We start from the raw sequence: 14153 nt of genomic DNA, 5'->3' as shown, positions 1-14153 counted from the left end.
GACTGATCGCCACGGGGTACAACGGCTCTGCAACGGCCGTGGCTACAAGGCCTGTTGGCCGTTGACACCGCCATTGGTCTAGGCCAGAGTCCAGTCATCCGGTTCGAATTTCAACCTCGCCGGATGTGGTATCGGCCCACCCCGAAGCACTTCGCCGCCCCCTGTCCGGACTCTCCGCTGCGGGCGCCAATCACGCTGCCGGCGGGCATCACGGCTCTCAATACCCTCGGAGGACGGCGTGAAGAAGCGTCAGCTCATTTCGGCGCTCGGGACCATGGCACTGGCGGCGGGCCTGACGGCCTGCTCCTCGTCGGGATCACCGTCCGGCGACGGCGAGGGCTCCGCCGACTCGAAGGCCGCCGCCGGCACCGTCACCGTCTGGCTGATGGACGACGCCCAGAAGAACTGGCCCGACCTGGTCCAGCGGGTCAACGACGAGTTCGCGGCGAAGCACCCGAACGTCACCCTCAAGCTCGCGTACCAGGGCTGGGCGGACAAGGTCGCCAAGCTGGACAAGGCGATCGCGGAGGGCTCCGCCCCCGACGTCGTCGAGCTGGGCAACACCGAGACCATGAAGTACGTGCTGTCCGGTGCGCTGGCTCCGGTGGACCGGACCACCTTCGACAACTCCGACAGCTGGATCAAGGCGCTCGCCAATACCTGCACCTACCAGGACAAGCTCTGGTGCGTGCCGTACTACGCCGGCTCGCGGGTCGCCATCTACAACTCCGCGGCCTTCCAACAGGCCACCGGCAGCGCCGAGTTCCCGAAGACCGAGCCCGAGCTGCTGGCCGCCCTCGACAAGATCGCGGACCGGAACAAGGCCGACCGGACCTTCTCCCCGCTCTACCTGCCCGGCCCGTACTGGTACGCGGCGATGAGCTACGTGGCCGCGTCCGGCGGCAGTATCGCCAAGTTCGACAGCGCCGGGAACTGGCACGGCACCCTGCACGACCCCAAGTCCCAGGAGGGCATCGGCCACTTCGTCGACCTGGTGCGCAAGTACAACAAGGGCGACCTGGCGGTGAACGAGCAGAACCAGTACGAGTCGATGGCCCGCGGGCACGCCGCTTCCTTCTACGGCAACGGCTACGAGGCGGCCAGTGTCACCACGCCGGTCACCGGCGACGCGAGCCTCAAGGACGCCGTCAAGGTCGCCACCATGCCCGGCCCGGGCGGCAAGCCGCTGCCGACCTTCATCGGCGGCTCCGACCTCGCCGTCACGGCCAAGTCCCCGTCGGTGGCGCTGGCGGCCGAGTGGATCCGGATGTTCACCAGCACCAGGTCCGAGCAGGCGCTGGCCGACAAGGACATCCTGCCGAACAACCTCACCCAGCTGAACCCGCTGAAGAACAAGCCGTCCACCGCCGCCGCGGCCAACGCCGTCCCGGACGCCTGGTTCACCCCGCTGGCACCCGGCTGGGGTGCGATCGAGAAGCAGAAGATCATCCCGGACATGCTGAGCGCGATCCTCAAGGGCAAGTCGGTGGACCAGGCCACCAAGGAGGCCGACGCCGCGATCGACCAGCTGATCAACAAGGCGTCCTGACCCGCGCCGCAGCCGTCCGCCCTCCCGCCCCCCGGGAGCGGCGGACGGCGGGTCAGGCGGGCGGCGGGTCAGGCGGACGGCAGGTCAGACGGACAGCGGGTCAGACGGAGGGGCGGACGACGGGCGCGCGACAGGGCAGTTCGAAGGTGCTCCGGGGCGGGCGCGCCCATAGGATTGCCGGGCACGAAGAACCGCAGCGAGTGTGCGGACTCGCCGCCGTAGAGGTCCCCGTCGGGCAGCCGCCCGGGCGGGGTCGAACCGTCTCATCGGAGGCAGACCCAGATGTCCGACCCGCACACCGCTTCCGTCCCCGGCCGGATCATGGCGGCGGAGATGGCCGAGCAGCCGGCCGTCCTCCAGCGCATCCTCGACGAGGGTGCCCCGAAGATCCGCGAGATCGCGGCCGAGATCGCCACCCGCAACCCGCGCTTCGTCCTGCTCACCGCGCGCGGCACGTCCGACAACGCCGCGCTGTACGCCAAGTACCTGGTCGAGATCCTGCTCGGCAAGCCGGCCGGCCTGACCTCGATGTCCACCACGACCGCGTACGGCGCCAAGCCGGACCTCACCGACGTCCTGGTGATCACCGTCAGCCAGTCCGGCGGCTCGCCGGACCTGGTGGCCTCCACCAAGGCCGCCCGCGAGGCCGGCGCGATCACCCTCGCGGTCACCAACAACGCCTCCTCGCCGCTGGCCGAGGTCTCCGAGTTCCACATCGACGTGCTGGCCGGTCCGGAGAAGGCGCTGCCCGCCACCAAGACCTACACCGCCGAGCTGCTGGCGCTCTACCTCCTGGTCGAGGGCCTCGCGGAGGCCTGGGGGTACTCCCGGCGGGAGCCCGGGGAGGGCTCGGCCGCCCAGGGGCTGCCGGCCCTGGCCGCAGGCGTGCTGGCCCGGCACGCCGAGGTGAGGGCGCTGGCCGAGCGCTACCGCTTCGCCCAGCGCCTGGTCATCACCTCGCGCGGCTACGGCTACCCGACCGCCCGCGAGGCGGCGCTGAAGCTGATGGAGACCACCTACATCCCGGCCAGCCCGTTCTCCGGCGCGGACCTGCTGCACGGCCCGCTGGCCATGGTGGACAACGTCTCGCCGGTCATCGCGATCGTCCCGGACGGCAAGGGCGGCGAAGCCCTGCAGCCCGTCCTGGACCGCCTGCGCGGCCGTGGCGCGGACCTGGTGGTGATCGGCCAGCAGGCCCAGGTGGACGCCGCCTCGGCGGGCTTCGCGCTGCCGGCCGGAGTGCCCGAGGAGGTGCAGCCGATCCTGGAGATCCTGCCGCTGCAGCAGCTGGCGTACGAGGTCACCATCGCCCGCGGCCAGGACCCGGACGCGCCGCGCGCCCTGGCCAAGGTCACCGAGACGCGGTAGCCGGCCCGCACGCGAACGCGGCCCGCACGCGAACCGGCCCCCGTCCACAGCCTGTGGACGGGGGCCGGTTCGCTGAGCGGCGGAAACGTGGTCCGGGGCCGCGCGGCGGCCGGAAAGCACTACGGGCCACGGCGCCGACACGGGACCCTCAACCCATGCGGCACCGCAGCCCGGAGCTGTCGTCGGGCGCGGGGACGATCGAGGACTGTGCGGGGTCCTCGGTCGACGGCGTCCGACCGAGGAGGGGCCGCGCGCGGTCAGGGCAGTTGCGCGGGGTCCGCTCCTTGGTGCGCTTCCATTGTGGACTAGACCAATCTGGGTTGTCCAGGCCTCTCGGCAAATTGGTCTAAACAACTCCCGGCCGTCGGGAGGCCGTCACGCGCCGTCCGCCCGCCGGTCCGCCGCGCCCCGTCCGGTCCGCCGCGCCCCGTCCGGACCGGCGGCGCTACCCTCGCCATGTGCCCTCGCTGAACGAACTCGTCCGCCGCCACACCACCCTCACCGGGGCCGACGTGGAATGGCTCCACATGCTGGTCTCGGAGTGGCAGCTGCTCTCCGACCTCTCCTTCGCCGACCTGGTGCTGTGGATCCCCACCTGGGACGGCATCCGCTACGTCTCGGTGGCGCAGATGCGGCCCAACACCGGACCGACCTCCTACCAGGACGACATGGTCGGCCACCTCGTCCCGCGCGGTCGGCGCCCGCTGCTGGACGCCGCCTTCGACGAGGGTCGGATCGTGCGCGAGGGCGACCCGGAGTGGCGCGAGGAGGTCCCCGTCCGGGTCGAGTCGATCCCGGTCCGGCGCGAGGGCAAGGTGCTCGGGGTGATCGCCCGCAACACCAACCTGCTGACCGTCCGCACCCCCAGCCGGCTGGAGCTCACCTACCTGCAGAGCGCCTCCGACCTGGCCCAGATGATCGCCGCCGGCAGCTTCCCCTTCCCCGGCGTCGAGCAGGTCGACATGGACGCCGCCCCCCGGGTCGGCGACGGCCTGATCCGCCTGGACGCGGACGGCATCGTCACCTACGCCAGCCCCAACGCGCTGTCCGCCTACCACCGGCTCGGCCTCACCACCGACCTGGTCGGCAGCCACCTCGGCCGCACCACCGCCGACCTCGCCCCGCCGTCCCGCGGCGCCGTCCACGAGGCACTGGTGAAGGTGGCCAGCGGCTGGGCGCCCCGGCAGACCGAGGTGGAGGCGCAAGGGGGAGTGGTGACCGTGCGGGCGATCCCGCTCAAGCCCAAGGGCACCCTGACCGGATCACTGGTGCTCTGCCGCGACGTCACCGAGCTGCGCCGCCGCGACCGCGAGCTGATGACCAAGGACGCCACCATCCGGGAGATCCACCACCGGGTGAAGAACAACCTGCAGACCGTCGCGGCCCTGCTGCGGCTGCAGTCCCGCCGGATGGACTCGGAGTCCGGGCGGGCCGCGCTGGACGAGGCGGTGCGCCGGGTCGGCTCGATCGCGATCGTGCACGAGACGCTCTCCCAGGCCCTGGACGAGCAGGTGGCCTTCGACGAGATCGCCGACCGGGTGCTGGCGATGGTGATGGAGCTGTCCCAGGACGGTCGGGTGGCGACCCGCCGCACCGGCAGCTTCGGCATCCTGTCCGCCGAGGTGGCCACCCCGCTGTCGATGGTGCTGACCGAGCTGCTGCAGAACGCCCTGGAGCACGCCTTCGGCCCGACGGCCTCCGGCAACCTGGAGGTCAGCGCGCTGCGCGGTCGGGCCCCGGCGACCGGGATGGGCTGGTCGGACAGCTGGAACGGCGGCGCCCGACCGGAGGAGTACCTGCTGATCACCGTGCAGGACGACGGCCGCGGCATGCCGGAGGGGTTCGACCCGAAGACGGCGGGGAACCTCGGCCTCCAGATCGTCCGGACGCTGGCCACCGGCGAACTGGGCGGCACCTTCGACATGGTGGCCGGCCCGAACGGCGGTACGAAGGTGATCCTGGAGATCCCGGTCCGCTGAGACTCGGGGCGGTCGGGACTCGGGGCGGTCGGGACTCCGGGCCGTCGGAACTCCGCTTCGCGGGGTCCCGGTTTCGCCGGGCCCGGCTTCGCTGAGATTCTGCTGAGAATCCGTTGCACGAGGGCGCGCGGCGGGGGCGCGTGTTCGGCGGAAGCGCCGGTTGCTCACTCCGGCCGCCCCACGCCGCTCCGGCCGGACGGGAAGGCGGGGCGCGGGCGCGCGAACGGCCGCGGAACCAGAAACGGGCGCGGAAACAGAAACGAGGCCCTGTCGACCGGGGGGGGTGGGTCGACAGGGCCTCTCAACCCGTTCCGGCCGTCGGGGGGAGTCGGCCGGAACGGGGGCTCTGGGTAGAGCGACACCTCGCCGGTGCGTTGCACACGGTGAGCGCCACAGCTCCACGATATTGCTCTAAGTGAACAGTATCAAGTGGCTGGACGGGTCCGGTGTCGCAGGACCAAGCCGGGCAAGGTCCTTTGTGCGGAAGGCTTCACCAGGAGGTGCAGGGAAGCCTTTGATCATGTGTTGATCGGTACTGCGGTCACTGCTGGTGCTACGCCGTGTGATCGGCGCGATCAGGCGGTGCGGGCGCGGTTGCGGGCGGCGCGGCGCTTCATCGCACGACGCTCGTCCTCGCTCATGCCGCCCCAGACGCCGGCGTCCTGGCCGGTTTCGAGGGCCCACTGGAGGCACTGCTCCATCACCGGACAGCGGCGGCACACGGCCTTGGCTTCCTCGATCTGCAGCAGAGCAGGACCGGTGTTCCCGATCGGGAAGAACAGCTCCGGGTCCTCTTCGCGGCAGACAGCGCGGTGGCGCCAGTCCATGGTCGTCCAACTCCTCCTGCCGACGGGGGTGGCCCGACGGCACAATCGATGGCTTGTGAATGTGAACGCTTTCACGAATCCCGCAACAGCAAAAGAGACCAAAGGCCTACCGGGCCCGGGTGGTCTGTGCTAGGGGGGATTCGGCGATTCGAGGGACACCCCGCGGTCGGTGCTCCGTGGTTCCGGAGTCGCCGTCGCTGCGATGTGTCCCGATCGCCATGTAGAGGTTCGCAAACCTCGGGCTCGGATACAACCCCCTTCGGGGAGGAATTTTTGATTCTTCGGTGTCGCCTAGCTCACAGCCAGTACTTCTATGGAGTGAAGGGGGCTTGTGCGTTCGAGAAGAAGGGCGAACCCCACTTCCGGTCACACAATCACACGCAGTGCCCGCCGAACGCCTGTGAAACTGACGCGACTCCTGTCTCCAAGATGGTCGCCGTCCACCTGGAACGGGGTCGGTTCCTCTGAAACCAAGGTGAAGTGCCTGACGTCGTGGTAGGAGACGACGTGCTTCCCGGACGGGCCCACCGGCGGTGCGCCGTCGCTCGAAGGCGTGTGTGACCGCAGGATCTGACGGATCGTTCGAGCCGTACCGAACGCCGTCATCCGGGTGATGCCGAAGACGTCGAGATCCGTGTCGAAGGAGGCGAGCGGTGAGGGGTAGACCGGACGGTTGCCGAGGAACGTCCACGGCGAGGTGTTGCTGACTATCGACAGCACCAGCCCCGGAACGGCCTCGCGGCCCGGCAGCACAAGGGAGACCGGGCCGGATCGGCGCTGCTCACGCTGGGTGAAGTAGTGCCGGACCGCCTGCTTGACGTAGAGGGCGTGGGTGGACTTGCGCCCGGCCCTGCGCTGCTCCTCGACCCGGCCGACCACGCCGGCGTCGAAGCCGAGGCCGGCCGTGAAGGTGAACCAGCGGTCCGGCAGTCCGTCGGTCATCGCCTTGCCCAGCCCGATCGGGCGCTCCTGCTTGTGCTCCAGCGCGTGCAGCAGGGCCCCGGTGGCCTCCACCGGGTCGTTGGGCAGGCCCAGTGCGCGGGCGAACACATTGGTCGAACCGCCCGGCACCACGGCCAGTCGCGGGACCTTCTCGCCCGGGCCGTGCGCCAGCAGCCCGTTCACCACCTCGTTGACGGTGCCGTCGCCGCCCAGTGCCACCACCAGGTCGACCGTGCCGTCCTCCGTCGCCTCGCGGGCCAGGTCGCGCGCGTGGCCCCGGTACTGCGTCTCGGCCACGTCCAGCTTGAGGTCGCTGCGCAGGGCGTGGATCAGGACGTCCCTGGTCCGGCCACTGGTGGTGGTGGCCTTGTGGTTCACGACCAGGAGAGCGCGCATGGGGAAAGCCTACGGGGCGGTACGGACCAACCGGCGGCTACCCTGCTGGAGTGACCGCAGAAACCTCCGCACCCGTACCGGCGGCCGACTCCGGCCGTCCGGCGTCCCTGACCCTGGGCGCCGCCATCACCGCCCTGGAGGGCGCCGCGCTGGCCGTCGTCGGCGTCTGGGACATGGTGGCCGCGCTGTCCGGCCAGTCCAAGCAGCTCGCCCTGAACGAGTTCGGCGGCGTGGTCATCGTGCTGCTCGGCGTGTTGCCGGTGCTGGCCGCCCGTGCGCTGCTGAAGGAGCGCCGCTGGGGCCGCAGCCCGGCGGTGCTGACCAACTCGATCTGCCTGCCGGTCGCCTACTACATGGTCCAGAGCGGCGGCGCGATGATCGCCGTCGGCGTGCTGGTCGGCCTGCTCGGGCTGGTGGGCATCGGCTCCCTGCTGAACCCGAAGTCGACGGCGGCCCTGTACGCCCCGTCCGAGGACTGAGCGCGCAGGGCCGCCGGAGGGCCGGACGGCCGCGCAGCCCGAGCTGAGCGGCCGTCAGTCCTACTCCTCCACCAGCAGCTTCTCCCGCAGCTGGGCCAACGTCCGGGCGAGCAGCCGGGACACGTGCATCTGGGAGATCCCCACCTCGGCGGCGATCTGCGACTGGGTCATGTTCCGGAAGAACCGCAGCACCAGGATCTTCTGCTCCCGGGGCGGCAGTTGGGCCAGCAGCGGCTTGAGCGACTCGCGGTACTCGACGCCCTCCAGCGCCTCGTCCGTGGCGCCCAGGGTGTCCGCGACGGCCGGCGACTCGTCGTCGCTGTCCGGCACGTCCAGGGACAGCGTGGAGTACGCGTTGGCGGACTCCAGGCCCTCCAGGACGTCCTCCTCGGAGATCCCCAGGTGCTCGGCCAGCTCGTGCACCGTGGGGGAGCGGCCGTGCCGCTGGGAGAGCTCGCTGGTCGCCGTGGTGAGCGACAGCCGCAGCTCCTGCAGGCGGCGCGGGACGCGCACCGCCCAGCCCTTGTCGCGGAAGTGCCGCTTGATCTCCCCGACGATGGTCGGCGTCGCGTAGGTGGAGAACTCGACCCCGCGCTCGTGGTCGAAGCGGTCCACCGACTTGATCAGACCGATGGTGGCGACCTGGGTGAGGTCGTCCAGCGGCTCGCCCCGGTTGCGGAAGCGCCGGGCCAGGTGCTCGACCAGCGGGATGTGCATCCGCACCAGCTGGTTGCGCAGCTCGACCCGCTCCGGCGAGCCCTCGGGCAGCGCCGACAGGCGGACGAACAGGGCGCGGGCGGCCTCCCGGTCCGGGGCGCCGCTGCGGTGCGCGCCCTGGGCGGGCACGGCGCCGTGCAGCTCCGCCTCGGCCGTCTCGTCCGCCCGGTCCGCCGGGTCCGGCGGGGGGACGGAGTCGGGCGTCGGCTCGGACGTCGGCTCGGTCGGGTGGCTCATCCGGTGGGCGTCCTTCGGGTGCGCTTCGTCGTTGGCGGCGAGGCCGGGAACGCTCGCCTGGGTCGGTACGGCAGGTCCCGCCGTCGCGAGGCCGGTACGGTCCAGATCACTCACGGCCATTCCCCCGTTCCGTTCCGGGAGCACCGGGGCCGGCGGCCCCGGAATCGTCTCGTTGGTCGTACCGCCCGGGGGCGGTACCGGGAGCCGTCCGCCCGGCCCCGGGAGGGGGTGCGGCGGACGGCCCTTGCGCGGGTGCTGCTCGGTGCTGCTCGGTGCTGCTCGGTGCTGCACATCCGTGACGTGCGTGGCTGCCCGGCTAGTGGGCTGCGGACCCGCCGCGCTTCTTGTGCAGGCTGATCGACACGGTCTTGTCCTCGCCGACCGAGGAGTCGACCTCGCCGGCCAGCGCGGAGAGCACCGTCCAGGCGAAGGTGTCCCGCTCGGGGGCCTTGCCGTCGGTGGTGGGGGCGGCGACGGTCACCTTCAGTGAGTCGCCGACCAGGCGGAACTCGCAGGACAGTACGGAGCCGGGCACCGCCTGCTGCAGCAGGATGGCGCAGGCCTCGTCGACCGCGATCCGCAGGTCCTCGATCTCGTCGAGGGTGAAGTCCAACCGGGCCGCCAACCCGGCCGTCGCTGTTCGCAGCACGGAGAGGTAGGCCCCCGCCGCGGGGAGCCGGACCTCCACGAAATCCTGAACACCGAGATCGCCGTCGATCTGGGACACCCTTGCCTCCTGGGTGACGCGCTGTGCTTGCTTGGTACCCCGCTTGTTACCCCGGCTTGCCGCCCCTCAAAGGAGGCACCGGGTTGCGGATCCGCCATCACTCTGCCTGACCGTCGCACCCCGGCTCGGGGTTACTCATGGTAAGGCATTGCGACGCAGGGTGGCAGACCCTTTCCCGGACTCTGTCGGTCCGCTCAGCGGCGGCCGGCGGCGGCGAGCGCCTCGTCGGTCAGCCGGTACACGGTCCACTCGTCCATCGGCACCGCGCCGATCGACTTGTAGAAGTCGATCGACGGCTGGTTCCAGTCCAGCACCGACCACTCCACCCGGGAGTAGCCGCGCTCCACGGCGATCCGGGCGAGCTCCAGCAGCAGCGCCTTGCCGTGGCCGCCGCCGCGCGCCTCCGGGCGGACGTACAGGTCCTCCAGGTAGATCCCGTGGGTGCCGCGCCAGGTCGAGAAGTTGCGGAACCAGAGCGCGAAGCCCACCGGCTCGCCGGTGGTCCCGTCCTCGGCGATCAGGCCGAACACGGCCGGGTCGGCGCCGAACAGGGCCTCGCTCAGCTGCTCCTCGGTGGCCACGGCCTCGTGCGCGGCCTTCTCGTACTCCGCGAGCTCGCGGATCATGGCGTGGATGACGGGAACGTCGGTGGCGACGGCGGTGCGGATCATGCCAGCGAGCCTACTGCGCGGGCCCCGTCTCGTCCCAGGCCTGGACGGAGGTCTGGTCGACGATCCGCCCGTCCCGCAGGTCGGCCATCGAGGCCATCAGCACCCGGACGCCGTCCGGGTAGCGGCAGGACTCCAGGAAGGCCACGTGGTCGCCCTGGACCACCACCTGCTCCAGCTTGTGGGTCATCTCGCGGCCGTAGATGTCGCTCAGCATGGCGCCGATCTCCTCCAGCCCGTGCATCACCAGGGGGTGGCTGGGCTGGGTCTTCCGGTCGACCACGCGCAGTTCGGCGTCCTCCGCGTAGAGCGCCAGGAGGGCGTCGGCGTCGCAGCGTTCGATGCCCTCGCGCAGTGCGCGGGTGTCGAAGGCGGCGGGGGCCGCCATGGTGGTCATGATTCGCTCCTCCGGTCGGGGTCCGTCGGCTCGTACCTAGAGCCTACGCCCGGCGTCACCGACCGGAGGGGCCCGGAACACCGACCGGAACGGCATGGAACACCGACCGGAGGGGCCGGGGTCACGGCCGGGGAACCCGGCGGTCAGCGGGCCGGCACGGTGCGCAGGTAGTCGGCCAGGGTGCTGATCGCGGCCGGGTTGCGCGGGCTCTCCACCAGGTCGACGTAGTCCAGTACGAAGATCCGGTCGTTCCTGATCGCGGAGACGCCGGCCAGCGGCGGGAAGGACCTGAGGAACCTCCGCTTCTCCTCGGCGCCCGGGGTCGCGTAGTCGTTGATCACGATCACCTCGGGGTCGCGCTGCACCACGCTCTCCCAGCCGGCGGTGACCCAGGTGTCGGCGAGGTCGCCCATGATGTTGGTCCCGCCGGCCTTGGCGATGATCTCGTTGGCGGCGGCGAACTTCCCGGCGGTGTACGGCTTGTCCTGTCCGCTGTCGTACAGGAAGACGGACGGGCGGCGCTCGGGCTGCGGGACGGCGGCGATCCGGGCCCTGGCGTCGGCGATCAACCGGTCGGCGCGGTCCCTGACGTCGAAGATCTCGCCGAGGTTGGCCAGGTCCGTGTAGAGCGCGTCCAGCGGGTCCATCACGCCGCGCTCGGTGCCCTTGCCGCTGCGGCAGGACTCGCTGAGCACGTACGAGTCGATGCCGAGGGCCTTGAACGCCTGCGGGGTGACTCCGCTGCCCTCGTCGAAGCCGTAGTGCCACCCGGCGAGTACCAGGTCGGCCTTGGCGTCCAGGGCGATCTCCTTGGTGAGCACCTTCTTGGAGAGCCAGGCGGTCTGCTGGTAGCCGTCCTTCCACGGCACCAGGTCGACCTTGCCCTTGTCGTCGGGCATGACGTAGCCGGCCATCCGGTCGGCGAGGCCGAGGGAGAGCATCAGCTCGGTGATGTTGACGTCGTTGGTGACCACCCGGGCGGGCTTCTGCGGGAAGGTCAGCTCCCCGCCGCAGTTCCGTACGGTCACCGGGTAGTGGGCGGAGCCGGTCGCGGCCTCCCGGGGGGCGATCTCCGCGCCGCAGGCAGTGAGTCCGAGGACGAGCAGGGCGGCGGTGGCAACGGCCTTGGTGCGCACGGTGGTTCCTTCGGTGGGTGGTCCGGGCGCCGGTGGTTCGGGCGCCGGTGGTTCAGGTGTCGGTGAGCCGGGTGTCGGGGGAGCGGTCGAGGCGGTCGAACAGCAGCTGGAGGGCGCCGGTCCCCGGGTGCCGGACCGGCGTGGCCCGGACGCCGAACACCTCGGCCAGCAGGGCGGGGCGGAGCACCTCGCCGGGCGGCCCGGAGGCGACGATCCGGCCGGCCCGCAGGACGTACAGCAGGTCGCAGTGGCTCGCCGCCAGGTTGAGGTCGTGCAGCGCGGTGAGCACCGTCGGGCCGGCCTCGCGGGCCAGTGCCAGGACCTCCAACTGGTGGGCGATGTCCAGGTGGTTGGTGGGTTCGTCGAGCACCAGCAGGCGTGGCTCCTGGACCAGCGCGCGGGCGAACAGAACCCGCTGCTTCTCGCCGCCGGACAGGCTCAGGAAGCCCCGTTCGGCGAGGTGCCCGGCCCGGACCTTGCGCAGAACCTCGGCGCAGCGCTCCCGGTCGCCGTCGGTCGGGCCGCCGAGGCCGCGCCGGTGCGGCAGCCGGCCCATGGCGACCACCTCGGCCACCGTGAAGTCGAACTCGGCGAAGTGCTCCTGGGTCAGGGCGGCGACCCGCCGGGCCGTCTCGCGCGCGGAGAGGGCGTGCAGGTCGTCGCCGTCGAGCCGGACGGCGCCGCCGGCCGGCCTGAGCACCCGGTAGACGCAGCGCAGCAGCGTCGACTTGCCGCTGCCGTTCGGCCCGACCAGGCCGACCACCTGCCCGGCGGCGGCCGCCAGGCTCACCTCGTGGACCAGCCTGGTGCCGGCCGGCTCCACCGAGACGGTGTCGACGTCGAGGTCCTGGGCCTTCGCCGGATCGGGCGGGGCGGTCGAGCCGGTCGAGCCGGGGGTGTGGATCGCGTCGGTCACCGTCGGCCTCCGAAGGCGTGGCCGCGCCGGCGCATCATCAGCAGGAAGGCGGGCACGCCGAGCACGGCGGTGAACACCCCGACGGGCAGTTCGGCGGGTGCCAGCAGGCTGCGGGAGGCGATGTCGACCCAGACCAGCAGCAGGGCCCCGGCGAGCGGGGCGACCAGCAGCACCCGGCGGTGCGCGGCGCCGACCAGCATCCGCGCCAGGTGCGGCACCAGCAGTCCGACGAAGCCGATCGCCCCGCTGACCGCGACCAGCGTGCCGGTGACGGCGGCGGTCACCACGAACAGTTCGCGGCGCATCCGGTCCGGGTCCACGCCGAGCGAGGCGGAGGTCTCGTCGCCCATGGCGAGCGCGTCCAGCCGTCCGGCGGCGCAGCCGAGGTGGGCGAGGCCGGCCAGGACGGTGCAGGCGGCGATCGGCACCGAGCCCCAGGTGGCGCCGCCGAGGCTGCCGAGCAGCCACATCATGGCGTCCCGGGCGGCTTCGCCGCGGTCGGCGGCGAAGACCATCAGGGTGGTGGCGGCGGAGAAACCGTAGGACAGGGCGGTGCCGGTGAGCACCAGCCGCAGTGGCGTGAGCCCGTACGCGGTGCGGGCGGCGAGGTAGACCAGCGTCATCGCGAGCAGTGCGGAGCCGAAGGCGGAGGCGGAGATCGCCCACACCCCGAGCGAGGCGAAGGCGCCGAACAGCAGGACGGCGTTGGCGCCGACGGCCGCGCCGGAGGAGATGCCGAGGACGAAGGGGTCGGCGAGGGCGTTGTGCACCAGCGCCTGGACGGCGACCCCGGTGGCGGCCAGACCGGCGCCGACCACGGCGGCCAGCACGGTGCGCGGCAGCCGGATCTCCCAGACGATGGCGTACGCGGCCGCCTCGTCGGCGTCCAGCCGACCACCCGTCAGTCCGGCGCCCAGCAGCCGCAGTACGTGCGGGAGCCCGATCCCGGAGGAGCCGAACGCGACCCCGCACACCAGCGAGACCAGCAGGGCGGCGCCGAGGCCGACGGCGAGCGGGAGCACGGGTATTCGGCGGACGGGCGGGCCGCCGGCCACGCGGTTCTCGGGTGCGCGGTTCACGGGTGCGCCTTGCCTCGGGCCGCGGGTGCGCCGGGGCGGGCGCCGGCCGGGGGCGTGCCCGGGCGCCGTCCCCCTCGCAGTCCGCGGCGAGTCGTCGGGAGTCAGCGGCCGAGGGTGATCGGGCTGGCGCGGCCGCACCGCTGGTACGGGCCGTGCTCACCGTTGCGGGTCAGCGCCGGATTCACACCGGACTTCCCCCTCGGACGCCCTGGCAGCATAACAGGCACTCAGCACCTGCACCCCTTACCGGGGTCGGGTCGGACGTGAACGCACGACCGCCCCCGTCCGGCGGTGCGGACGGGGGCGGTCGGGTGGCGACGCGTCAGGCTCAGGCCTGCTTGGTCTCCCAGAAGATCTTGTCGACCTCGGCGATCAGGTCCAGCAGGGCCTGGCCGGTGGCCGGGTCGGTGGACGCCTTGGCGGCCGAGGCGGCCTTCAGGGTGTCGTTGATCAGCTGGTGCAGCTGCGGGTACTTCTCGAAGTGCGGCGCCTTGAAGTAGTCGCTCCACAGCACCGAGATGTGGTGCTTGACGGCCTCGGCGCGCTGCTCCTTGATGATGACGGCGCGGGCGCGGAAGTGCGGGTCCTCGTTGGCCTGGTACTTCTCCTGGGTGGCCTTGACCGACTCGGCCTCGATCCGGGCCTGCGCCGGGTCGTACACGCCACAGGGCAGGTCACAGTGGGCGTGAGCGGTGGCACGCGGTGCAAACAGACGAGAGAACATGGGAGTCCTTCC

General features: G+C 71.7%; 14 protein-coding genes and 1 riboswitch. Of the genes, 4 read left to right on the top strand and 10 right to left on the bottom strand.

Going from position 1 to position 14153, the window contains the following annotated elements; genetic code table 11:
- Positions 1-274: 274 nt before the first annotated feature.
- The 3 genes from ABTY56_RS10590 to ABTY56_RS10580 all read left to right on the top strand — a co-directional run bounded on the left by ABTY56_RS10590 (position 275) and on the right by ABTY56_RS10580 (position 4896).
- Positions 275-1549, top strand: coding sequence for an extracellular solute-binding protein (locus tag ABTY56_RS10590; RefSeq protein ID WP_502893078.1), 1275 nt, complete (start codon positions 275-277; stop codon positions 1547-1549).
- A 282-nt stretch (positions 1550-1831) separates the two neighbouring features.
- Positions 1832-2917, top strand: a complete 1086-nt coding sequence (locus ABTY56_RS10585) for an SIS domain-containing protein (protein WP_350628146.1) — start codon at positions 1832-1834, stop codon at positions 2915-2917.
- Between the two features lie 458 nt (positions 2918-3375).
- Positions 3376-4896: a sensor histidine kinase gene (locus tag ABTY56_RS10580; RefSeq protein WP_350628145.1), complete on the top strand. Its 1521-nt coding sequence runs from the start codon at positions 3376-3378 to the stop codon at positions 4894-4896.
- A 575-nt stretch (positions 4897-5471) separates the two neighbouring features.
- On the opposite strand, the gene ABTY56_RS10575 is transcribed toward ABTY56_RS10580, so the two are convergent.
- Together ABTY56_RS10575 and ABTY56_RS10570 are read right to left on the bottom strand one after the other, a co-directional pair.
- A complete protein-coding gene (locus ABTY56_RS10575; protein WP_014138019.1) occupies positions 5472-5723 on the bottom strand; it encodes a WhiB family transcriptional regulator in 252 nt (83 codons plus the stop codon).
- A gap of 366 nt (positions 5724-6089) precedes the next feature.
- Positions 6090-7061, bottom strand: a complete 972-nt coding sequence (locus ABTY56_RS10570; protein ID WP_350628144.1) for a diacylglycerol/lipid kinase family protein — start codon at positions 7059-7061, stop codon at positions 6090-6092.
- A gap of 50 nt (positions 7062-7111) precedes the next feature.
- On the opposite strand from ABTY56_RS10570, the gene ABTY56_RS10565 reads away from it, so the two are divergent.
- Positions 7112-7540 (top strand): hypothetical protein, encoded by a 429-nt coding sequence (locus ABTY56_RS10565; RefSeq protein WP_350628143.1) that lies wholly within the window; start codon positions 7112-7114, stop codon positions 7538-7540.
- Positions 7541-7600: 60 nt separating this feature from the next.
- On the opposite strand, the gene ABTY56_RS10560 is transcribed toward ABTY56_RS10565, so the two are convergent.
- From ABTY56_RS10560 to sodN, 8 genes are all read right to left on the bottom strand, one after another.
- Complete coding sequence (locus ABTY56_RS10560) at positions 7601-8614, bottom strand: RNA polymerase sigma factor SigF (RefSeq protein ID WP_502893070.1); 1014 nt, start codon at positions 8612-8614, stop codon at positions 7601-7603.
- A 196-nt stretch (positions 8615-8810) separates the two neighbouring features.
- Positions 8811-9221 carry an ATP-binding protein gene (locus ABTY56_RS10555; protein WP_030057977.1) on the bottom strand — a complete coding sequence of 137 codons (411 nt, stop codon included), beginning with the start codon at positions 9219-9221 and terminating at the stop codon, positions 8811-8813.
- Between the two features lie 194 nt (positions 9222-9415).
- Positions 9416-9892 carry a GNAT family N-acetyltransferase gene (locus ABTY56_RS10550; protein ID WP_350628141.1) on the bottom strand — a complete coding sequence of 159 codons (477 nt, stop codon included), beginning with the start codon at positions 9890-9892 and terminating at the stop codon, positions 9416-9418.
- A 10-nt stretch (positions 9893-9902) separates the two neighbouring features.
- Positions 9903-10286 carry a nuclear transport factor 2 family protein gene (locus tag ABTY56_RS10545; RefSeq protein WP_350628140.1) on the bottom strand — a complete coding sequence of 128 codons (384 nt, stop codon included), beginning with the start codon at positions 10284-10286 and terminating at the stop codon, positions 9903-9905.
- A gap of 143 nt (positions 10287-10429) precedes the next feature.
- On the bottom strand, positions 10430-11422 hold the full coding sequence (locus ABTY56_RS10540; protein WP_350628139.1) for an ABC transporter substrate-binding protein: 993 nt from the start codon (positions 11420-11422) through the stop codon (positions 10430-10432).
- A gap of 52 nt (positions 11423-11474) precedes the next feature.
- Positions 11475-12245 carry an ABC transporter ATP-binding protein gene (locus tag ABTY56_RS10535; RefSeq protein ID WP_502893077.1) on the bottom strand — a complete coding sequence of 257 codons (771 nt, stop codon included), beginning with the start codon at positions 12243-12245 and terminating at the stop codon, positions 11475-11477.
- An 89-nt stretch (positions 12246-12334) separates the two neighbouring features.
- The gene (locus tag ABTY56_RS10530) at positions 12335-13417 is read right to left on the bottom strand and encodes a FecCD family ABC transporter permease (protein WP_350628138.1); all 1083 of its coding nucleotides are present in this window, start codon (positions 13415-13417) and stop codon (positions 12335-12337) included.
- A gap of 94 nt (positions 13418-13511) precedes the next feature.
- A riboswitch (cobalamin riboswitch) is annotated at positions 13512-13663 on the bottom strand.
- 82 nt (positions 13664-13745) lie between these two features.
- Positions 13746-14141, bottom strand: coding sequence for a superoxide dismutase, Ni (gene sodN, locus ABTY56_RS10525; RefSeq protein ID WP_350628137.1), 396 nt, complete (start codon positions 14139-14141; stop codon positions 13746-13748).
- Between the last annotated feature and the right edge of the window lie 12 nt (positions 14142-14153).

Source organism: Kitasatospora sp. NPDC097691 (assembly GCF_040302665.1).
In the GTDB taxonomy this organism is placed as follows: Bacteria; Actinomycetota; Actinomycetes; order Streptomycetales; family Streptomycetaceae; genus Kitasatospora.
Note: the sequence above shows the minus strand (reverse complement) of the source record. Positions and strands in the feature narration are given on the sequence as shown.